The following is a 19319-nucleotide window of genomic DNA, read 5'->3' as shown; positions in this document are numbered from 1 at the left end:
GAGGGGACGGCCCCAGTCTACGGCCCCGCACCACCGGGACCGGCCCTACTGCAGGGACCAGCGGGCGCCGTCGGCGGAGTCCTCCACCACGACGCCGGCCGCGGCCAGGGTGTCCCGGATGGCGTCCGCGGTGGTCCAGTCCTTGGCGGCCCGGGCCGCGGCCCGGGCGTCGAGCTGGGCGCGGATGAGGGTGTCGAGGGCGTGCTGCGCCGCCGGGTCGGTCCCGGCCTGGGGCTCGGGGACGTCGTCGAGGCCCAGGACCTCCACCATGGACTGGACGTCCGCGTAGTGCTCCTCGACCGCCGCCACGTCCCCGGCGGCCAGCGCGGTGTTGCCGGCCCGGACGGAGTCGTGCAGGACGGCCAGGGCCTGCGGGACGTTGAGGTCGTCCTCCATGGCGGTGCGGAAGGCCGGCGGCACGCTGCTGAACGCGGCCACGTAGACGGCCTCCACGGCCTGGCCGCCCTGGGCGGCCGCGGCCTCCTCGCGCTGCAGCTGGGCATCGGCCACCACGTCGGCGCCGCGGTCCAGGAAGGCCTCGATCCGCTCCACGGCGGCCTCCGCCTCCTGCAGGGACGTCGGGCGGTAGTCCAGCGGGGAGCGGTAATGGGCCTGGCCCAGGAAGTACCGGACCGCCTTGGGCCGGGCCAGGGAGAGCATCTCCTCCGGGGAGATCGTGTTGCCCACCGACTTGGACATCTTCTCGCCCTCGTAGGTGACCATGCCGTTGTGCAGCCAGAAGTTCGCGAACCCGTCCCCGGCGGCGGCCGACTGGGCCAGCTCGTTCTCGTGGTGCGGGAAGCGCAGGTCCAGTCCCCCGCCGTGGATGTCGAACCGGGACCCCAGGTACTTGGTTGCCATCGCCGAGCACTCCAGATGCCAGCCCGGCCGGCCGCGACCCCACGGTGACTGCCAGGTCGCGGTCCGGGGGTCGGAGTCCTTGGCCCCCTTCCACAGCGCGAAGTCGCGGGGATCGCGCTTGCCGCGCGGGTCGGCGTCGGGCGCGTCCTGCATGTCCTCCACCCGCTGGCGGGTGAGCTCGCCGTAGGCGGTCCAGGAGCGCACGTCGAAGTACACGTCCCCCGAGCCGTCGGCGGCCGGGTAGGCGTGGCCGGCGTCCACGAGGCGCTGGATGAGCTCGAACATCTCGGGGATGTGCCCGGTGGCCCGCGGCTCGTAGGTGGGCCGGCGGACCCCGAGCGTGGCGTAGGCCCGGGCGAACTCCTGTTCGAAGCGGTAGGCGAGGGCGAACCACGGCTCCTCGGCGGGGTAGAGGTCGTCCTCCTCGAAGTCCGGCGCGTAGGAGGCGGCGGACTTCTCCAGGATCTTGTCGTCGATGTCCGTGACGTTGCGGACGGACGTGACCCGCAACCCGGTGTGCTCGAGCCAGCGGACCAGGATGTCGAAGACGATCGCCGAGCGCACGTGGCCCACGTGGGGCATGCCCTGCACGGTGGCACCGCAGTAATAGAGGGAGACCTCGCCCTCGGTCAGGGGGACGAAGTCCCGTACCGTCGCGGTCCTGGTGTCATAGAAGCGTTGTGCCACGGTGAGACTCTAGTGCAGCCGGTAGACCAGGGCGGTGGCCACCGCGGCCAGCCCCTCCCCGCGCCCGGTGAACCCGAGTGCGTCCGTGGTGGTGCCGGAGACCGCCACCGGCGCACCGGCCGCCTCGGACAGCACCCGTTCGGCCTCGGCGCGGCGCGTCCCGACCTTCGGCCGGTTGCCGATCAGCTGGACGGACGCGTTGCCGACCCCGAAGCCGGCCTCCCGGACCAGTCGCGAGGCCTCGGCGAGCAGCGTGGTCCCGGCAGCCCCGGACCATTCCGGGCGCGAGGTCCCGAAGTGCTGTCCCAGGTCACCGATCCCGGCGGCGGAGAACAGGGCGTCGCACAGCGCGTGGGCGACCACGTCCCCGTCCGAGTGCCCGGAGAGGCCGGGCTCGCCGGGCCAGTGCAGGCCGGCCACCCACAGCGGGCGGTCCGCGCCCTCCGGGGCGAAGGCGTGGACGTCGGTCCCGATCCCGGTACGGGGCAGGATCGGGGGCTCTCGGTCGGTCATCGGTCCTCCTGCAGCAGGGCCCTGGCCAGCACCAGGTCCAGGGGCGTGGTCACCTTGAACCCCAGCGGGTCACCGGGCACCACGGCGACCCGGTGTCCGGCCGCCTCCATCACCATCGCGTCATCGGTCAGCGCGGGACCACCGGCGGCCGCACGGTGCGCGGCCTCCAGGGCGGTCAGGTCGAATCCCTGGGGGGTCTGGACGGCGCGCAGCGTCGACCGCGACGGGGTCCCGGTCACCCATTCCGGTTCGTGGTCCGGGCCGGACCCCTCCTCGGTGTCCGGTGCGGCCCGTTCTCCGGGAGCGCCCGGCACGGAGACGGTCTTGATGGTGTCCACCACGGGCAGGCCGGGCACGACGGCGGCCGCGCCGGCCTCCAGCGCGGCGGTCACCGCGCGGAACACCGCCGGGGGGACGAACGGCCGGGCGGCGTCGTGGACGAGGACGGCGTGGCGGCCGAACGGGCCGGCCGTGCTCTCCGCCACGGCACCGGCACGGACCGCCGCGAGTCCGGCGCGCACCGAGTCGGCGCGCTCGGCTCCGCCCGGCACGGTCTGCACGGTCAGCCCGGTCCGTGCGGCAAAGTCCCGGCACACCTGTTCCAGCGGTTCGGCGGCATGGGCGTCGGGGGGCACGACCACCACGATCCCGGCCAGGTCGAGGGCGGCCGCATCAGCGGCGCTCGCCACCGAGTCCAGGCAGTGCTGCAGCAGGCTGCGGCCGTCGCCGAGGTCCACCAGTGCCTTGTGCAGGCCGGCCTGCAGGCGGGAGCCGCTTCCGGCGGCCACGATCAACAGGGTCGAACGCATGCTGTCAGTCTAGGTTCAGTCCGCCCGCTCGCCGGACCGGGCCGGCTCGGCGATCGGGGTCTGACCGGGGCCGGGACGCAACCGGCGCGAGAGGCTGCGAGGCCGCCGCGCCTCAGGCGGCGAGGGTCTCGTCCAGCAGCTCGGTGGCCTCGTCCTCGGAGGTCTTCTTGGCCAGGGCCAGCTCCGAGACGAGCACCTGGCGGGCCTTGGCCAGCATGCGCTTCTCCCCGGCGGACAGTCCGCGGTCCTGGTCCCGGCGCCACAGGTCGCGCACGACCTCGGCCACCTTGATGACGTCCCCGGAGGCCAGCTTCTCGAGGTTGGCCTTGTAGCGGCGCGACCAGTTGGTGGGCTCCTCGGTGAACTCCGCCTGGAGCACGCGGAAGACCTCCTCGAGGCCCTCACCGTCCACGATGTCCCGCACGCCGACGAGGTCCACGTTCTCCGCCGGCACCTCGATCGTCAGGTCGCCCTGGGCCACCTTCAGCTTGAGGTACATCTTCTCTTCACCCTTGACGGTGCGCATCTTGATCTCTTCGATCCGGGCCGCACCGTGGTGGGGGTAAACAACAGTTTCTCCGACCTCAAAAACCATGTGAGTGGTCCCCTTTCACTCCGGCAAAGTTTACCACGTCACATTTTCGGGGCGCGTGTCGATGCTTGCGCCCGCGGCGGAAACGGACACAATTCTCCCTCGCCGGATCGCCCCCCACCGCGTCACGCCCCCGTCGCGCAGCGGGAGGGGAGGGGGCCGGTACGGTAGTCTCGTGTCAGCACCGCGCCCTGTCATCTGCCGTGCCCGTCGGCACCGGCGGATGACCCCCGCGCACTTTGTCCGCACCCGAGGAGATCCCACCGTGAAGCTCGCCGCCCGCAAGGCCACTGCCCGCAATGCCGCCGTGGCCGGACTGGCTGCCGTCGCCCTGCTGGGCGCCACCGGCTGCAGCGCCATCAACCAGCAGGCCACCACCCTGCAGTACGCCCCGTCGGACGGCATCGTGGCCAACGTCGGTGAGGCCGAGCTGCGCAACATCGCCCTGATCACCAGCGGTCCGGACACGGAGGCCCGCTACATCGGCACCATCGCCGCGGACACCTCCGAGGAGAACCTCGAGGTGAGCATCACGGTGGCCGGCACCGAGACCCGGTTCTCCGTCCCGGCCGGCGAGTCCCTCAAGCTCGAGGACCCCGCCAACGAGCAGGTCATCCCGAGCTCGGGCGGCTTCCCCGGCGGCATGGTCGAGGCGACCGTCGAGGTCACCGGCGGGGCCGAGACCGCCACCGAGCAGGTCGACGTCACCGTCCTGGACGGCACCCTGCCGGAGTACCGCCCGTTCGTGCCCGGCGGTGCGGACGCGAGCCCCGGCGCCCACCTCTACGAGACCCCGGCCGCCGAGGAAGGCGGCCACTGACCACCGCCCCGCGGGGCGCCGGTCAACCAGCACGACGGCGAAGGGCCGGCACCGCACGGTGCCGGCCCTTCGCCGTCGGCGACCGGTGCCCGCGGCGTCCTGCCGTCGGGCTCCGGTCCGCGGCACCGGTGGCCGACGGACAGGCCGTCGTGTCCCCGGCGCCGGGCGCCCCTCAGGGCTCGAACTTGTAGCCGAGCCCGCGCACGGTCACGAGGTACTGCGGATGGGAGGGGTCTGGCTCGATCTTGCCGCGCAGTCGCTTGACGTGGACGTCCAGGGTCTTGGTGTCCCCCACGTAGTCCGACCCCCAGACACGGTCGATCAGCTGGCCCCGGGTCAGCACGCGGCCGGAGTTGCGCAGGAGCATCTCCAGCAGCTCGAACTCCTTCAGCGGCAGGGACACCTGCTCCCCGTTCACGGAGACGACGTGGCGCTCGATGTCCATCCGGACGGGCCCGGCCTGGACGGTCGAGCTGATGAGCTCCTCCGGCTCCCCCTGGCGGCGCAGCACCGCGCGGATGCGGGCGACCAGCTCACGGGAGGAGTAGGGCTTGGTGACGTAGTCGTCCGCACCGAGCTCCAGTCCGACCACCTTGTCGATCTCGGAGTCCTTCGCGGTGAGCATGATGACGGGGACGTTGGAGCGTTGGCGCAGCTGGCGGCAGACCTCCGTGCCGGACTGGCCGGGCAGCATCAGGTCCAGGAGCACCAGGTCGGCCCCGGCCCGGTCGAATTCCACGATCGCCTCGTGGCCGTCGGCCACGACCTCCACCTCGAAGCCCTCCTTGCCGAGCAGGTAGGACAGCGGGTCGCTGAACGACTCCTCGTCCTCCACGATCAGAATCCGGCTCACGACTGGGCTCCTTCCCCGGCGGCAGGCGCGTTGCCACCCCGTGCTTCCACTGACCTGCCGAGCTGCACACCAGCGTCGGGTTCCATCTCCGGGAGGCGGACCGTGAACGTCGAGCCCCGGCCCGGCTGTGACCAGACGGTCACTTCCCCCCCATGATTCGAGATTACATGTTTGACGATGCTCAGCCCGAGACCGGTACCGCCCGTCTGGCGCGACCTGGCGGCGTCGATCCGGTAGAACCGCTCGAAGATCCGGTCCTGTTCGTCCTCCGGGATCCCGACCCCCTGGTCGGTCACCGAGATCTGGGCCAGGCCGCGGACCGACTTCAGTCCGACACCCACCGTGGTGCCCTCCGGGGAGTAGCGCACGGCGTTGTCGATCAGGTTGCGCAGGGCGGTCATCAGCTGGTCCGGGTCCCCGTGCACCGTGGACTCGATCCGGCCGGCCACCTTGATGTCGATGTTGCGGGCCTCCGCCGGCAGCCGGGAACGGTCCACGGCCTCGCCGACCACCCGGTTGAGGTCGACCGGCTGCCCCGCCCGCACGGTGTCCTTGGCCTGGAGCCGGGACAGTTCGATGATGTCCTGCACCAGGGCGGCCAGACGGGTGGACTCCACGCTGAGCCGGCCCGCGAAGCGGCGCACGGCCTCCTCGTCGTCGGCGGCGCCGTCGATCGCCTCGGCCAGCAACGAGATGGCGCCGACCGGGGTCTTCAGCTCGTGGGAGACGTTGACCACGAAGTCGTGGCGCATGGCCTCGGTCCGGGAGATCTCCGAGCGGTCGTCGGCGAGGATCAGGATGTACTCGTCCGCCAGGGGCGCCACGCGCAGCTGCACGACGAGGATGCCCTGGCCGACCGGGCCACGGGGCAGCTCGTAGCGGCGGTCCACGATGATCCCGTCGGCACGGACGCGGTCGGTGAGCTCGAGCAGTTCGTCATGCGCCAGGCTGTGGCCCCGCACCAGGCCGAAGGCGTAGGCGGAGGGGTTGGCCCGGACCACCCCGTTGACGGCGTCGACCACCACGTAGGCCCGGCCGATCACGGACAGGACCTCGGCGGCACCGTCCGGGATGCTGGGCTCGCCCACGGTCAGGTGCACGGCGCGGCTGCGCTCGGAGATGCGGAAGGCGACCATGGACAGCACGCCCAGCACGAGGCCGATGAGGCCGCACACCACTCCAACCACCACGGGATCCGTCACGCGGTCCAGACTACCCATCGCGCACCCCGCGCCCGGCGCAGGGCATACTGGCACCGGAACGTTCCCGCGGTTCAGCGACTGTTCATCTTCCCCGGGAAGGATGACCGAGGCCCCGTGCCCCGTCCGGGGTGCCGGTGCCCTGCGCCGCCGGGACATTCCCGAGCCCATTGACCGGAAAGAGGGACCATCCATGCGTGAACTGTTCCAAGCCGACCTGAAGGCCCTGGGCGACCAGCTGGTGGAGATCGCCGGCCTGGTCCGCGAGGCCATGGAGAAGGCGCGGACCGCCTTCGAGACCGCGGACGTGGAGCTGGCCGAGGCCGTCATCTCCGAGGACGCCAGGATCGACTACCTGCAGACCTCCGTGGACGAGAAGGCCATCGAGCTGCTGGCGCTGCAAGGCCCGGTGGCCACCGACCTGCGCTCCGTGGTGGGCGCCCTGCGGATGAGCTCCTCGCTGGAGCGCATGGGCGACCTGGCCCGGCACATCGCCCAGCAGGCCCGCCGCCGCTACCCGGACCTGGCCGCCCCGGAACCGGTCCGCGAGGACTTCCGGCAGATGGCCGACCACTGCGTGGCCGTGGCCACCGAGGTGGAGAGGCTGCTGGCCACCCACGACACGGTCCACGCCCAGGAGATCGTCAAGCACAACGTGGCCATCAACGAGCTGCACGCGAAGAACTTCAAGACCGTGAACTCGGCCGGCTGGAACGCCAGCGGTGCCACCACCGCGGACGTCACGCTGGCCTCGCGGTTCTTCGAGCGCTTCGCCGACCACGGTGTCTCCGTGGCCCGCAAGGTCACCTACCTCGCCACCGGCGAGTGGGAGCCCGTCATCGAGATCGACTGACCCGTCGCGGCCCGTGCCGCGCCCGGCCCCTCGACGACGACGGCCGTCCCCTTCCGCGGAAGGTGACGGCCGTCGTCGTCGGTGCGGGGTCCGGTCTACTTCTGGGCCCCCTGGGCGGCCACGGCGGCAGCGCCGGCGGCGGCGGCCTCCGGGTCCAGGTAGCGCCCGTGGGCCGTGATCGGCTTGAGGTCCTCGTCCAGCTCGTAGTACAGCGGGATGCCGGTGGGGATGTTCAGCCCGGCGATGTCCTCGTCGGAGATGCTGTCCAGGTGCTTGACCAGGGCCCGCAGCGAGTTGCCGTGGGCGGCGATGAGCACGGTCTTGCCGGCCTGGAGGTCCGGCACGATCTCGGACTCCCAGTAGGGCAGCAGGCGGGTCACCACGTCCTTGAGGCACTCGGTGCGCGGGGCGTCCGCGCCCAGGTCCGCGTAGCGCGGGTCCCCGGACTGGGACCACTCGGAGGAGTCGTCGAGCACCGGCGGCGGGGTGTCATAGGACCGGCGCCAGACCATGAACTGCTCCTCGCCGAACTCCTCGCGGATCTCGGCCTTGTCCTTGCCCTGCAGGGCGCCGTAGTGGCGCTCGTTCAGCCGCCAGTCGCGCTTGACCGGGATCCACTGCCGGTCGGCGGCCTCGAGGGCCAGGTTGGCGGTGGTGATGGCGCGCTTGAGCAGCGAGGTGTACAGCACGTCCGGCAGCAGCCCCTCCTCGGAGAGCAGCTCACCGCCGCGGACCGCCTCCCGGCGGCCCTTCTCGGTCAGGGGGACGTCCACCCAGCCGGTGAACAGGTTCTTCTCATTCCAGTCGCTCTGGCCATGCCGCAGCAGGACGAGCTTGTACGGGGTCTCAGCCATGGGCACATCCTATAGGCGGCCCGGGGCCCGGAACGGTCAGTAGCCGTAGTGCGACGGGCCTCCCCGGCCGAACGTCTTCAGCTCGGTCCGCGGGCCGGCCAGGTACACGGCGGCCACGCACAGGGCCGCGATCTGGAACAGGCCGAAGCCGGCGCCGAGGCTGCTGATGGAGCCCAGGAAGGTCAGGACGCCGACCACGCCGGCCACGCCGGTGAGGATCAGCCAGAACGACTTCTGCTTCTGGCCGGAGCGCTCGAACTGGTGGGCGGGCCGGGTCAGGCAGTCGCCCAGCGCCCAGACCTCGAGGACCACGGCCACCACCGACAGTGCGATGTACAACCAGTTCTCGATGGAGGTGACCAGGATCCAGGCGCTCATGGGGACAGCCTAGCGGTGGGCACGGTCCCAGGCCGCGGCGGCGCGCAGTGCCTGGTCGAGGTCGTCCCACAGGTCGTCCACGTGCTCGATCCCGCAACTGAGCCGCAACAGCCCTGCGGGCACGGTCCTCGGCTCCGCGGCGAAGCGCCGCCGGCGCTCGACGAGCGACTCCACCCCGCCCAGCGAGGTGGCCGGCACCCACAGCCGCAGGGCCCGCACCGCCGCGTCGGCGGCGGCCGCGGATGCGTCCTCGGCCGGACCGGTACCGTCCTCGTCGCTGCCGGCGGCGACCTCGACGGTCAGCACGGAGCCGAAGCCGCCGTGCATCTGCCGCGCCGCCAGGGCGTGCTGCGGGTGCCCCGCCAGTCCCGGGTAGCGCACGGCGGCGATCGGCAGGGTGCCCTCGCACCGGGCCGCCTCCGCCCGGCGGGCCAGTTCGGCCGCGTTGGCCTGCGAGCGCGCCAGGCGCAGGGCGAGGGTGCGCATCCCGCGCAGCGCCAGGAAGGCCTCCATCGGCCCGGCGATGGCCCCGTGCAGGGTCCGGTGGGCGTGCAGCCTGGCCTGCAGCTCCGGGTCGGCGGTGACGGCCGCTCCCATCACTACGTCGGAGTGCCCGGCCAGGTACTTGGTCACCGAGTGCACCACGACGTCCGCGCCGAGGTCGAGCGGACGCTGCACCAGGGGCGTGGCGAAGGTGTTGTCCACGATGACGAGCGCCCCGGCCGCGTGCGCGGCCCCGGTGAGCGCGGGCAGGTCCGCGACCTCCAGCATCGGGTTGGTCGGGGACTCGAGCCACAGGATCGAGGCCCCCTCGAGCGCGCCGACGACCGCCGCGGTGTCCGTGATGTCCACCTGGTCGACGCTCAGCCGGCCGGAGTCGCCCATGCTCTCCAGCAGCGAGGTCAGGCCGTTGTAGGCATGCTGCGGTGCGATGACGCGTGAGCCGACCGGGACCAGGTGCAGCGCCGCGGCGATCGCGGCCATGCCGGAGGAGAACAGCAGGGCCGGGGTGGCCTGGGGGTCCGGCACCCCCTCGAGCGCGGCCAGCAGCTCCTCGGGCCCGTCCCAGGAGGGGTTGGACATCCGGCCGTAGACCCGGCGGTCGGCGCCGCCCCCGGCCTCCCATCCCACGAAGGTGGAGGTGAGGTGCACGGGCTCGTTGACGGGCGCGTCGACCTCCTTCGCGGGACGGGCGGCACTGACCAAGAGGGTTTCGGGATGCATGGGCCACATCGTACGTCCGCCGCCGGGCCCGGGTTGTGGATCGTTCGGCACCGTGACGCCGCCGCCGGTAGGCTGGACCGGTGACTGAGACGCCTGCTGCCGCCGTCCCCGCAGCCCGAGGGTGGGGCGTGTTCATCGCCTTCGAGGGCGGGGACGGTTCGGGCAAGTCCACCCAGGCCCGGTTGCTGGTCGAGCGGCTCCGGGCCGCCGGCCACGACGTGCTGCCGACCCGCGAACCGGGCGGGACCGACATCGGTGAGCGGCTCCGCGAGCTCGTCCTGGATCCGCGGTACGCCCCCATCGATGCCGTCACCGAGGCCCTGATGTTCGCCGCCTCCCGGTCCGCGCACGTGCGCCAACTGGTGGTCCCGGCCCTGGCGGACGGGCGGATCGTGGTCACCGACCGCTACGTGGACTCCTCCGTGGCCTACCAGGGCGCCGGACGGGACCTCGGCACCGCGACGGTGGCGCAGCTGAACGAGTGGGCCACCGACGGACTGCACCCGGACCTCACGGTCCTGCTGGACGTGGACACCGGCACGGCCGCCGCCCGGAGGGTCCTGCGCGAGCAGTCGGCCGGGGGCGCCGGGCCGGACCGGATGGAGTCCGAGCCGGAGCCCTTCCACGCGCGCATCCGGGCGGCCTTCACCCACCGCGCGGACGCCGACCCGGGCCGGTACCTGGTGCTGGACGCCGCGCGGCCGGTTCCGGAGCTGGCCGAGGAGGTGCTGGGGCGGGTCACCGGGCTCCTGGACCAGCGGGACCGCTCCGGGGCGATGGCCACCGACGGGACACGCTCCGAGGGGAGCCGGCCATGACCGCGCCCTCCCCCGTCCCCGCGGACCAGACGACCCCGGCCGCCCTGGCGCCGGCCTGGGCCGACCTCGCCGGCCAGCAGGCCGCCGTCGAGCAGTTGTCACGGGCCGCCGCGGCGGACCGGCCCACGCACGCCTGGCTGTTCACCGGCCCCCCGGGATCCGGCCGGTCCAACGCGGCCCGGGCCTTCGCCCAGGCGCTGCAGTGCGAGGTCGAGGACCCGGACCGGCGCGGCTGCGGCAGCTGCCACGCCTGCCTCACCGTCGCCGCCGGGACCCACGCGGACGTGAAGGTGCTGGCCACCGAGAACGTCACCTACAAGATCGACGAGGTCCGCGACCTGATCGCGCTCGCCCAGGACCGTCCCACCTCCGGTCGCTGGCGCGTCTTCATCATGGAGGACGCCGACCGGATGACGGAGCGGGCCACGAACGTGCTGCTCAAGGCGATCGAGGAACCGCCCGAGCGGACCGTCTGGATGCTGTGCGCCCCCTCCCCCGCGGACGTGCTGGTCACCATCCGTTCCCGCTGCCGCCAGGTGGGCCTGCGGATCCCCGCGGTGCGCGCCGTGGCGGACCTGCTGGTGGAACGCGACGGCCTGGACCCGGACCTGGCCCTGTTCGCCGCCCGGGCCTCCCAGTCCCACGTGGGCATGGCCCGGCGCCTGGCCCGGGACGAGGGATCCCGGTCGCGCCGTGAGTCGGTGGTGCACCTGCCCCTACGCGTCAAGGCCACCTCGGACGCCGTGGCGATGGCCAAGGAGCTCGTGGAGGTCACCCAGCAGGAGGCCGCCTCCTCCGCCGAGGTCCGCAATGCCGAGGAGCGGCGGAACCTGTTGCGGTCGCTCGGCCTGGCCGAGGACGAGAAGGTCCCGGCCAAGCTCCGCCACCACGTCAAGAGGCTCGAGGACGCCCAGACGGCGCGGAACAAGCGTGCCGTGCACGACACCCTGGACCGGGCCATGATCGACCTCACGGGACTGTTCCGGGACGTGCTGGCCCTGCAACTGGGCACCGACGCCGAACTGGTCAACGAGCACCTGCGCGACGAGCTGGCCTCCTACGCCCGGGCCGCCTCCCCGGAACGCACCGTGGAGCGGATCGACGCCGTCTCCACGGCCCGGCGCCGGCTGGCCGGCAACGTCCCGCCCCTGCTGGCGCTGGAGGCGATGGCCACCAGCTTCCTGCCGGACCGGATCCTCGACCGACGACCGCCCGACCATCCCTGAGAGGCCCCGCGTGCGCCAGCGTCCCCGTGCTTCCCTCCGCCCCCGCGGCAGCAGTCCCCGCCGTCCGGTGCCCCTGCTCGCCGGCCTGCTGGCCGCGGGCCTGTTCCTGACGGGTTGCACCCCCGATGGCGGGGCCGGCGGCGGGACGGGCACCGGCACGGAGGGGACGACGTCGGGAGGCGGGCAGGAGGCCACCGGCGGGGCCGCCGGCCCCGGGACAACCGCCCCCGGGGAGGTGCCCGACGGCCTCGGGGAGTACTACGACCAGGACCTGCAGTGGCAGGACTGCGAGCAGGACCGGGGCGGCTTCGAGTGCGCGACCGCGAGCGCCCCGCTGGACTACGCCGACCCGGGCGGGGACAGCATCGACCTGGCCCTGGTCCGCTCGGCCGGGGCCGGGGAGGACGCCCCGCACCTGCTGGTCAACCCCGGCGGACCGGGCGTCTCCGGCGTGGACATGGTGGTCGAGGGGCTGGACTACGCCGTCTCGGCGGACGTCCGGGAGCACTACACGGTGGTCGGCTTCGACCCCCGCGGCGTGTCCCGTTCCGCCCCCGTCACCTGCCTGACGGACGAGGAGATGGACGAGGCCCGGGAGGGCCACATCGACCCCTCCACGGACGAGGGACTCGACCAGCTGCGCGAGTCCGCCCGCGAGTTCGCCGAGGCCTGTGAGGAGCACACCGGGGAGGTCCTGGGCCACGTGGACACCGAGAGCTCGGCCCGGGACATGGACCTGTTGCGCGCGGTGCTCGGGGACGACCGGCTGAACTTCCTGGGCTTCTCCTACGGCACCGACCTGGGGGCCACCTACGCGGGGCTGTTCCCGCAGAACGTGGGACGCATGGTGCTGGACGGCGCCATGGACCCGTCCCTGCCCGAGTCCGAGGTGACCCTGGCCCAGGCCGCCTCCTACGAGGAGGCCCTGGCGTCCTGGGCGGAGTACTGCCTGGCCGGCAGCGACTGCCCCCTCTCCGGGACCCCGGAGGACGCGGTGGCCCAGGTCCGGCGCCTCCTGGAGCAGGTGGAGCAGTCCCCGATGACCGCCTCGGACGGACGCCAGGTCCCGGCCAGCACGTTCGTGTCCGGGATGATCCTCGCGCTCAACGCCGACGAGAGCTGGCCCGTGCTGACCACGGCCGTCCAGGACGCCCTGGACGGCAACCCCGACCTGATGCTGCACCTGGCGGACCTCGGTGCCGGACGGGACGAGGACGGCACGTACGACTCGAACGTCACCGCGGCGATCACCGCCGTCAAGTGCCTCGACGGGCCGGCGCCGGCGGACACGCAGGTCCTGCGCGAGCAGGCCGCGGAGCTGGACGAGGCCTCCCCGACCCTCGGCCGGTTCCTGGCCTACTCCGGGTTGTACTGCGCCGTGTGGCCCGAGGCCCCGGTGAGCGAACCGGCCCCGGCCAGCGCTCCGGGCGCGGCGCCCATCGTGGTCGTCGGCACCACCGGGGACACCGCGACCCCCTATGAGTGGGCCTCGGTCCTGGCCGAGCAGCTGGAGTCGGCCGTCCTGGTGACCTGGGAGGGCCAGGGCCACACGGCCTACGGGCGGGCCGGGGACTGCATCGAGGACGCCGTGGACGCCTACCTGGTGGAGGGGACCGTGCCCGAGGACGGGCTGACCTGCCCCTAACGCCCGCGGGGCCGCGGGCGGCGGTGACCGGTTCAGGTGGCCGGTGCAGGTGGCCGGCCGGGGACGAGCCCCGTCAGCGGCCCCGGACCAGCGCCGGGATGTCCCGGACGGAGGGCACGACGGCGGTGGCACCGGCCGCCGTCAGCGCCGGCCCGTCGTGGTAGCCGGAGAGCACGCCGACCGTGAGCCCGGCCCCCGCGCGCTGACCGGCGCGGATGTCCCCGACCGTGTCGCCCGCGACCAGCACGGAGCGGACGTCGTCCAGGTCCAGGGCCAGCAGGGCGGTGAGGATCATGTCCGGGTAGGGCACGCCCCGGCCCGCGTCCGAGGGGCAGAGGCTCAGGTCCGAGACGCCCATCCATCCCAGGGACTCCAGGATCATGTTCTGCGTGTGCCGGGCGAAGCCGGTGGTCAGCACGATCTTCATCCCCGCCTCGCGCAGTTCGGCCATGGCCTCGGCGGCCCCCTGCACCGGCCGCACCCCGCGCTCGGCGAGCAACTCGTCGTAAGCGGTCTCGAAGCGCCGGTTGGCCCGCCGGGCGCTGACCGCGTCCTCGCTGAAGAGCGAGCGGAAGACCTCGTGGCGGGGGGTGCCGCGGGACCGCCGGAAGTAACCCACCATCGCGTCATGCCGGGAGCCGCCCCCTTCGATCCCCTCCTCGCGGAGGGCCGTGCTGAACGCGTCGTCCTGCAGGCCGCCCTCCTCGACCGTGGTGCCGGACATGTCGAGCACGGCCAGCCTCAGGGGGCGCACCGGTTCCAGGGCGGGCCCCGGGCGGGTGGTGGAGGGCATCGTCACGTCCGTTCTCCCCTCGACGACGGCCCGGGCAGGTGCCGGGGTCTCGTTCATGGTCGTCCCACTCCACAGCACCCAGCTGTCCGGGGGTTGGCCGTGAAGTGAACGTCATCTGTGGGTTGTGGACCGTGCCGGGCACCCCGGTCTCCCCCGTCCGGTGTCCGCTGCAGGACACGCTTTGCCCGGCAGGCCACCCTGCCGCTACCATGGACAGCCGTGGCACCCGCACGGCGGGCGCCACGGAAACGCCTCCTTAGCTCAGCTGGCCAGAGCAGCTCCCTCGTAAAGAGCAGGTCGCCGGTTCGAATCCGGCAGGGGGCTCCAGGAAACCTCCCCGAGACGGCGCACGCCGCTCGGGGAGGTTTTTTCATGCCTGGCGGGTGCCTTCCACGGCTTGCCCGCGCGCCTGCCCTCCAGCGACCCTTGCATACCCCCGGGGGTATGCAGCATACTGGGTGCACGGGCCCCGCCCGCGGCGGGACGACGACCCGCTGTCCGGTTTTGGCCAGGACGGCGTACGCCCCGCCTGTCGCCCACGAATCCGCAGACCCTTGAGGAGCAGCCTTGTCCGAGATCACCATCACCGAGGCAGACCAGCGCCGAGCCCAGGACCAGGTCCTGGACGTACGCGAGGACTTCGAGGTCGCCGAGGGAATGATCCCCGGCGCCATCCACATCCCCATGGACCAACTGGGCACGCGCCTGGACGAGCTGGACCGGACACGGCCGGTGATCGTGGTGTGCCGCAGCGGCAATCGCAGCGCACGGGTGGCCGAGGCCCTCGAGGCGGCCGGTTACGCCGCGGACACCATGGGCGGCGGGATGGTCGCCTGGCAGCGCGCCGGCCTGCCGGCGGGTTGACCCACGATCCCGGGGCCTGCCCGTCGGCCCCCGGAGTGCGTGGTCAACGCCCGGGGCGGAGCGTTTCCGCCTCCTCCACCGCCGCGATGACCTTCTCGGCCCGGCGTCCCACGGACTGCAGGGAGGACTGGCCAAGCCGGAACATGGCGGCCGCCTGGGCGGTGGTGGCCAGGTCGTTGGCGGCCCGGGACAGCACCCGGTGCAGGTCCGAGACGGGCGCCGGGACCTCCATCCCGTGCTCCGGGTGTTCCCGCCGGGCCTCGACGCACAGCCGCCGGACCCGCGGCAGCAGCTCGGCCAGCACGTTGCCGGCGTTCACCAGCCCGTTCATCTCGTCCTGCGGGACGCTCCCGCTGCGCTGCGCCTCGTCCACGACCTGCCAGTAACGGTCCAGGGACCGGGCGAACCAGTCATAGCAGCGGCGCCACAGGTCGGTGCCGAGCTCGCGATCGTCCTTGCGCCGCTGGCGTCCGCGTGCGAACGGCCCGGCCATCACGGGCGGTGCCGCTGCGCGCCGGGGTGCACGGCGTCGGCGGTGTCTGCGGCGGCGGCCTCGGTGACGAGCAGTACCTTGCCGGTGCGGTCCGCCTCCTCGAAACGGTCCTGGGCCTGTGCCGCACGGTCCAGGGGGAAGGCGGTGTCCGTCGTCGTGCGGATCTTCCCGGCGCTGACGAGGGGCCAGACCTGGTCGCGGACCTGGCGCATGATCTCCGCCTTCTCCTGCACCGGACGCGGCCGCAGCAGGGTCCCGGTCACCGAGCCGTTGACGCCCATCAGCTTCCCCAGCGGCAGGGTCCCCGACCCCCCGCCCTGCAGGCCGATGACCACCAGGCGGCCGCCCCGGGCCAGGGCGTCGACGTTGCGCTCGAGGTACTTCGCCCCGATGACGTCCAGGATGACGTCCGCGCCGTACCCGCCGGTGATCTCCCGCACGCGCTCCACGAAGTCCTCCTCGCGGTGGTTGATGGCAGCCTCCGCCCCCAATTCGAGGCAGCGCTCGAGCTTCTCCGGGCTGCCGGCGGTGGCCAGCGGACGCGCCCCCAGCGCGGCCAGCAACTGCAGCGCGAAGGAGCCGATGCCCCCGGTGCCGCCATGGACGAGGACCCAGTCCCCGGCCTGGACGCCCGCCTCCATCACGAGGTTGGACCAGCACGTGGCGGCCACCTCGGGCAGGCCGGCCGCATCGATGAGGGAGACGCCGTCGGGCACCGGGACCACCTGTCCCTCCGGGACCGCGACGTACTCGGCGTACCCCCCGCCGGTGAGCAGGGCGCAGACGGGCGTGCCGAACTCCCAGGGCCCGACGCCGGCCCCGGTCTCCTCGATCGTCCCGGAGACCTCCAGCCCCGGCCCGTCCGGGGCGCCGGGAGGGACCGGGTAGTTCCCCGCCCGCTGCAGCAGGTCCGCCCGGTTGATGCCGGCCGCGTGCACCCGGATGAGCACCTCCCCCGGTCCCGCGACGGGGATCTCGGAGTCCACGACGGTCACGACCTCACGACCGCCGGCGCCGGTGTAGGAGATGGCCTGCATGGTCGGGTGGGACGCGTCCCGGGGCTGCGTGGTCATGGTTCCTCCGTGGCTGTGGGCAGTCGGTGCGCGCCGAACGCGCGCGGGCAGGGCTTTGTCCATGATCTCCCGTCAGGCCGGTTCCCTGCCACCCGCACGGCAACCGGGCGCCGGCCGTCTAGACTGGACCTTCTGGATGGTTGTCCGAGCGGCCGAAGGAGCTGGTCTTGAAAACCAGTGTGCGGTAACCCCGTGCCAAGGGTTCGAATCCCTTACCATCCGCGTGAATAAAGGGAAGCGGCCCCGCTCAGCGGGGCCGCTTCCTTTGTCTCCGAAGCCGATCAGGCCCCATGCTTGGCCGAACTTTGGCAATCAGTGCGAGGCGCCGCGCGCGGGATCATGCCCGCGCGCTGCTCTGCGGCGGCCTCCCCGACCCCCGGCAGCAGGTGTCCGTACGTGTCCACGGTGAGCTTGATCGTCGAATGGCGCAGCACTTTGGACACCACGGCCACGTCCACGCCGGCCGCGATCATCAAGGACGCCGTGCCGTGCCGCAGATCGTGCAGCCGCACGCGCCTGAGCGGCCGCTGCGGGCCTTCTGGCTTCTCCGCATCCACAGGGACGGTCACGTCCTCCTGAAGCACCAGGAACCGGGCCGTGAGCCAACTCGGCCGGATCGGCGTACCGTCCTCCCGGGCGAACACGAGTCCGTGGTCCCGGTACGCACTGCCCCACGCCTCCCGTTCCTCCCCCTGGGTTAGTTGCTGGGACAGCAGGACGGAGACGGTGCCGGCGTCCAAGTGCACGACGGCGGCGCTGTCGTCCGTCTTCGGCGCGGTGATCCCGATTCCCGGGATGCGTTTGGCCGCAGTACTGGCAGTTAGCCTCGATCGCCTGAAGGTTTACCTGGACAACCTGCTGACGGATGACGACCCGGCGGCGCACGGGGTCCACGTCATCCCAGCGCAGTCCTAGAGCCTCGCCCCGGACTGAGCATTGACTGTGCGCAAGACGGACCATGTCAAACAGCTATAGTCCCCCTCAGCGTCGACACCGCTACGTCTAGAGGACACCTATCCTCCGGCGCCCCATGCAGAACTGGTTAAGGAGCTCGAACTTGTCCAAGTCAGAGATTCGGGACAGCGTTATCCATGATTTGGAAGACCGGGTCCGTAAGGATAAGTATTCAAAGTATTTAAAGTCCATGCGATTGGTCCGCATTAGAGGCTTTTCGGACGCTTCTGTTCGGTTCGATTTCCCAGTGACTGCTCTCATTGGGCCTAACGGAGCGGGCAAGACCACAATTCTTGGTGCGGCCGGTCTAATTTATAAGTCTGTCCCTCCTCGCAGATTTTTCGCCAAGAGTGGAAGTTATGACGAAGCGATGAGGGACTGGAAGATCGAGTACACCGCTCTCGACGCACCCTCCGGTTCAAAGAAGTTGGGAAGTGTGGTAACACGCACCGCCAGCTATCTAAAGGCGAGATGGAACAGAGACCCACTTGAGCGGTCAGTGCTGATTATAGGCATTAATCGAACGCTGCCAGCCAGCGAACGAAAAGACTTATACAAGTTCGTAGGAGCCGATTTTGAGGGCGACTCCGAAACTATCTTCAGCACTCGAGTTGTCGACGCTGTTCAAAAAATTCTCGGCAAGTCAGCGGACAAGTACCTGACCGTAGGGTCCAAACTCGCTTCCGCAGAGATTTTCGCCATGAGGGACGAGAGTGACCCAACTGCGGGGTACTCGGAGTTTCATTTTGGCGCTGGAGAAGCGAGCATAATCCGAATTGTCAGTCAAATTGAATCGGCACCCGATGACTGCCTTATGCTGATCGAGGAAATAGAGAATGGGCTTCATCCCGTAGCAGTACGTCGCTTGGTCGAATACTTGATCGAAGTCGCAAAAAGGAAATCCTGTCAGGTGGTTTTCACTACACACTCCAACTCAGCACTTGCCCCCTTACCTGACGATGCCGTTTGGTCTTGTTACGGGGGCAAAGCAACGCAGGGCAAGCTAGACGTGGAGGCTTTGAGAACACTAACTGGCGAAATTTCATGCGAGGTGGCGGTCTTCGCCGAAGATGCTTTCGGGGCGCTATTTGCAGAAGTCAGTCTCAGGAGCATTGCCGCTCGCCAAGGTCTGAGGATGCAGTCGGTGCAAATTCACAAAATGGGGGGTGCGTCGCCTACACGAGACCACACCAGATTCCATAACGGAAACCCCACTGCAAAGTTCCCAGCGATTGCGTTTGTTGATGGTGACAAGAGAGCTGAGGGGGAATTCAATCCACGACAGACTGTATTCGAAAACGTGGAAGGTTTCGATCTGGTCTATGCGCCCGGTGATTCACATCCAGAAGCAGCGGTATTCAGTGACATCGCCGAGAACTTGGAGACCGGTAAAAATCTCCTGGGGAAACTAACTCAGCGACTGATGCTGGATACGGATGCCCAAAGCCGCGTACGCGATTCAATAGTGGCTAGAAGCAACACCAACCGTGATCCCCACGTGATTTTCGCGCAGATCGGGGAGGATTTGGATTTCTTGCCTGAGGCAACTGTCGCACGAGCTTTCGTGTCAATATGGTGCGACACCTTCGAGGACCGTGTCATGGATGTTTGGGGTCCGGCTCTTCCCTTCCTGCCCTTCACCGTGGCAGATAAAGCGAACGGAAATTCAAGCGAGGAATAGAAGAACTTTCTCTATCCGAGTGTGGTGATGCATTGAATCTGCCCGGTTTCAGCAGCGATCGGCAGCTGTTAAGCGCATACAGATTTGGGAATTCTTTCCGCAGATAAACCTGAAGAGGGCCAGCCGAAA

The 19319-nt window shown here is 70.7% G+C and carries 21 protein-coding genes and 2 tRNA genes; 10 read left to right on the top strand and 13 right to left on the bottom strand.

Annotated elements, in window-relative coordinates; all coding sequences use genetic code 11:
• Positions 1-45: 45 nt before the first annotated feature.
• The 4 genes from cysS to GGQ69_RS00350 form a co-directional block, all read right to left on the bottom strand.
• Positions 46-1548: a cysteine--tRNA ligase gene (gene cysS, locus GGQ69_RS00365; RefSeq protein WP_183523337.1), complete on the bottom strand. Its 1503-nt coding sequence runs from the start codon at positions 1546-1548 to the stop codon at positions 46-48.
• A 9-nt stretch (positions 1549-1557) separates the two neighbouring features.
• Complete coding sequence (ispF, locus tag GGQ69_RS00360) at positions 1558-2061, bottom strand: 2-C-methyl-D-erythritol 2,4-cyclodiphosphate synthase (RefSeq protein ID WP_183523335.1); 504 nt, start codon at positions 2059-2061, stop codon at positions 1558-1560.
• Positions 2058-2870 (bottom strand): 2-C-methyl-D-erythritol 4-phosphate cytidylyltransferase, encoded by an 813-nt coding sequence (locus GGQ69_RS00355; RefSeq protein ID WP_183523333.1) that lies wholly within the window; start codon positions 2868-2870, stop codon positions 2058-2060. Before GGQ69_RS00355 ends, ispF begins: the two co-directional genes overlap by 4 nt.
• A gap of 112 nt (positions 2871-2982) precedes the next feature.
• Positions 2983-3465 (bottom strand): CarD family transcriptional regulator, encoded by a 483-nt coding sequence (locus tag GGQ69_RS00350; RefSeq protein WP_029139081.1) that lies wholly within the window; start codon positions 3463-3465, stop codon positions 2983-2985.
• Positions 3466-3727: 262 nt separating this feature from the next.
• Between GGQ69_RS00350 and GGQ69_RS00345 the strand changes: the two genes are divergently transcribed.
• Positions 3728-4282: a hypothetical protein gene (locus GGQ69_RS00345; RefSeq protein WP_183523331.1), complete on the top strand. Its 555-nt coding sequence runs from the start codon at positions 3728-3730 to the stop codon at positions 4280-4282.
• Positions 4283-4454: 172 nt separating this feature from the next.
• On the opposite strand, the gene GGQ69_RS00340 is transcribed toward GGQ69_RS00345, so the two are convergent.
• Together GGQ69_RS00340 and GGQ69_RS00335 are read right to left on the bottom strand one after the other, a co-directional pair.
• The gene (locus GGQ69_RS00340) at positions 4455-5135 is read right to left on the bottom strand and encodes a response regulator transcription factor (protein ID WP_183523329.1); all 681 of its coding nucleotides are present in this window, start codon (positions 5133-5135) and stop codon (positions 4455-4457) included.
• Entirely contained in the window at positions 5132-6271 is a 1140-nt protein-coding gene (locus tag GGQ69_RS00335) for a cell wall metabolism sensor histidine kinase WalK (RefSeq protein ID WP_255459495.1), read from the bottom strand. The genes GGQ69_RS00340 and GGQ69_RS00335 overlap by 4 nt, the downstream gene beginning before the upstream one ends.
• 256 nt (positions 6272-6527) lie before the next feature.
• On the opposite strand from GGQ69_RS00335, the gene phoU reads away from it, so the two are divergent.
• Positions 6528-7187: a phosphate signaling complex protein PhoU gene (gene phoU, locus GGQ69_RS00330; protein WP_183523325.1), complete on the top strand. Its 660-nt coding sequence runs from the start codon at positions 6528-6530 to the stop codon at positions 7185-7187.
• A 95-nt stretch (positions 7188-7282) separates the two neighbouring features.
• On the opposite strand, the gene GGQ69_RS00325 is transcribed toward phoU, so the two are convergent.
• Genes GGQ69_RS00325 through GGQ69_RS00315 form a run of 3 tightly spaced genes read right to left on the bottom strand, consistent with a single transcriptional unit; the run spans position 7283 to position 9643 of the window.
• Entirely contained in the window at positions 7283-8041 is a 759-nt protein-coding gene (locus tag GGQ69_RS00325) for a phosphoglyceromutase (protein ID WP_183523323.1), read from the bottom strand.
• Between the two features lie 36 nt (positions 8042-8077).
• Positions 8078-8419, bottom strand: a complete 342-nt coding sequence (locus GGQ69_RS00320; protein WP_183523321.1) for a DUF2516 family protein — start codon at positions 8417-8419, stop codon at positions 8078-8080.
• Positions 8420-8428: 9 nt separating this feature from the next.
• On the bottom strand, positions 8429-9643 hold the full coding sequence (locus GGQ69_RS00315; RefSeq protein WP_183523319.1) for a PLP-dependent aspartate aminotransferase family protein: 1215 nt from the start codon (positions 9641-9643) through the stop codon (positions 8429-8431).
• Positions 9644-9723: 80 nt separating this feature from the next.
• On the opposite strand from GGQ69_RS00315, the gene tmk reads away from it, so the two are divergent.
• The 3 genes from tmk to GGQ69_RS00300 all read left to right on the top strand — a co-directional run bounded on the left by tmk (position 9724) and on the right by GGQ69_RS00300 (position 13332).
• A complete protein-coding gene (tmk, locus tag GGQ69_RS00310) occupies positions 9724-10461 on the top strand; it encodes a dTMP kinase (protein ID WP_370577029.1) in 738 nt (245 codons plus the stop codon).
• Positions 10458-11687 (top strand): DNA polymerase III subunit delta', encoded by a 1230-nt coding sequence (locus GGQ69_RS00305; protein WP_183523317.1) that lies wholly within the window; start codon positions 10458-10460, stop codon positions 11685-11687. The genes tmk and GGQ69_RS00305 overlap by 4 nt, the downstream gene beginning before the upstream one ends.
• A 67-nt stretch (positions 11688-11754) precedes the next feature.
• Positions 11755-13332, top strand: coding sequence for an alpha/beta hydrolase (locus GGQ69_RS00300; RefSeq protein ID WP_183523315.1), 1578 nt, complete (start codon positions 11755-11757; stop codon positions 13330-13332).
• Between the two features lie 73 nt (positions 13333-13405).
• Here GGQ69_RS00300 and GGQ69_RS00295 read toward each other — a convergent pair whose 3' ends face one another.
• Positions 13406-14182 (bottom strand): HAD family hydrolase, encoded by a 777-nt coding sequence (locus tag GGQ69_RS00295; protein WP_255459364.1) that lies wholly within the window; start codon positions 14180-14182, stop codon positions 13406-13408.
• 193 nt (positions 14183-14375) lie between these two features.
• Here GGQ69_RS00295 and GGQ69_RS00290 point away from each other — a divergent pair.
• Both GGQ69_RS00290 and GGQ69_RS00285 read left to right on the top strand, forming a co-directional pair.
• Positions 14376-14452 (top strand) — tRNA-Thr (locus GGQ69_RS00290).
• A 240-nt stretch (positions 14453-14692) separates the two neighbouring features.
• Positions 14693-14989 carry a rhodanese-like domain-containing protein gene (locus tag GGQ69_RS00285; protein WP_183523313.1) on the top strand — a complete coding sequence of 99 codons (297 nt, stop codon included), beginning with the start codon at positions 14693-14695 and terminating at the stop codon, positions 14987-14989.
• Positions 14990-15032: 43 nt separating this feature from the next.
• On the opposite strand, the gene GGQ69_RS00280 is transcribed toward GGQ69_RS00285, so the two are convergent.
• Positions 15033-15482 (bottom strand): hypothetical protein, encoded by a 450-nt coding sequence (locus tag GGQ69_RS00280; RefSeq protein ID WP_183523311.1) that lies wholly within the window; start codon positions 15480-15482, stop codon positions 15033-15035.
• A complete protein-coding gene (locus tag GGQ69_RS00275; RefSeq protein ID WP_183523309.1) occupies positions 15482-16555 on the bottom strand; it encodes an NAD(P)H-quinone oxidoreductase in 1074 nt (357 codons plus the stop codon). Before GGQ69_RS00275 ends, GGQ69_RS00280 begins: the two co-directional genes overlap by 1 nt.
• A gap of 134 nt (positions 16556-16689) precedes the next feature.
• Here GGQ69_RS00275 and GGQ69_RS00270 point away from each other — a divergent pair.
• Positions 16690-16777 (top strand) — tRNA-Ser (locus tag GGQ69_RS00270).
• A gap of 59 nt (positions 16778-16836) precedes the next feature.
• Here the strand turns inward: GGQ69_RS00270 and GGQ69_RS00265 are convergent.
• The gene (locus tag GGQ69_RS00265) at positions 16837-17301 is read right to left on the bottom strand and encodes a tyrosine-type recombinase/integrase (protein WP_370577028.1); all 465 of its coding nucleotides are present in this window, start codon (positions 17299-17301) and stop codon (positions 16837-16839) included.
• On the opposite strand from GGQ69_RS00265, the gene GGQ69_RS00260 reads away from it, so the two are divergent.
• Positions 17282-17470, top strand: coding sequence for a hypothetical protein (locus GGQ69_RS00260; RefSeq protein WP_183523305.1), 189 nt, complete (start codon positions 17282-17284; stop codon positions 17468-17470). The two genes, GGQ69_RS00265 and GGQ69_RS00260, sit on opposite strands and share 20 nt — an antisense overlap.
• A 142-nt stretch (positions 17471-17612) precedes the next feature.
• Positions 17613-19190 (top strand): ATP-dependent endonuclease, encoded by a 1578-nt coding sequence (locus GGQ69_RS00255; RefSeq protein ID WP_255459362.1) that lies wholly within the window; start codon positions 17613-17615, stop codon positions 19188-19190.
• Positions 19191-19319: the final 129 nt, after the last annotated feature.

It is taken from the genome of Micrococcus sp. TA1 (assembly GCF_014199555.1).
Taxonomy (GTDB): Bacteria; Actinomycetota; Actinomycetes; order Actinomycetales; family Micrococcaceae; genus Citricoccus.
Note: the sequence above shows the minus strand (reverse complement) of the source record. Positions and strands in the feature narration are given on the sequence as shown.

Coding starts and splice junctions, on each gene's coding strand:
- ispF (WP_183523335.1), bottom strand. CDS start 2,061: ATGACCGACCGAGAGCCCCCGATCCTGCCCCGTACCGGGATCGGGACC.
- GGQ69_RS00355 (WP_183523333.1), bottom strand. CDS start 2,870: ATGCGTTCGACCCTGTTGATCGTGGCCGCCGGAAGCGGCTCCCGCCTG.
- GGQ69_RS00350 (WP_029139081.1), bottom strand. CDS start 3,465: ATGGTTTTTGAGGTCGGAGAAACTGTTGTTTACCCCCACCACGGTGCG.
- GGQ69_RS00335 (WP_255459495.1), bottom strand. CDS start 6,271: ATGGTCGCCTTCCGCATCTCCGAGCGCAGCCGCGCCGTGCACCTGACC.
- phoU (WP_183523325.1), top strand. CDS start 6,528: ATGCGTGAACTGTTCCAAGCCGACCTGAAGGCCCTGGGCGACCAGCTG.
- GGQ69_RS00325 (WP_183523323.1), bottom strand. CDS start 8,041: ATGGCTGAGACCCCGTACAAGCTCGTCCTGCTGCGGCATGGCCAGAGC.
- GGQ69_RS00320 (WP_183523321.1), bottom strand. CDS start 8,419: ATGAGCGCCTGGATCCTGGTCACCTCCATCGAGAACTGGTTGTACATC.
- GGQ69_RS00315 (WP_183523319.1), bottom strand. CDS start 9,643: ATGCATCCCGAAACCCTCTTGGTCAGTGCCGCCCGTCCCGCGAAGGAG.
- GGQ69_RS00305 (WP_183523317.1), top strand. CDS start 10,458: ATGACCGCGCCCTCCCCCGTCCCCGCGGACCAGACGACCCCGGCCGCC.
- GGQ69_RS00295 (WP_255459364.1), bottom strand. CDS start 14,182: ATGAACGAGACCCCGGCACCTGCCCGGGCCGTCGTCGAGGGGAGAACG.
- GGQ69_RS00280 (WP_183523311.1), bottom strand. CDS start 15,482: ATGGCCGGGCCGTTCGCACGCGGACGCCAGCGGCGCAAGGACGATCGC.
- GGQ69_RS00275 (WP_183523309.1), bottom strand. CDS start 16,555: ATGACCACGCAGCCCCGGGACGCGTCCCACCCGACCATGCAGGCCATC.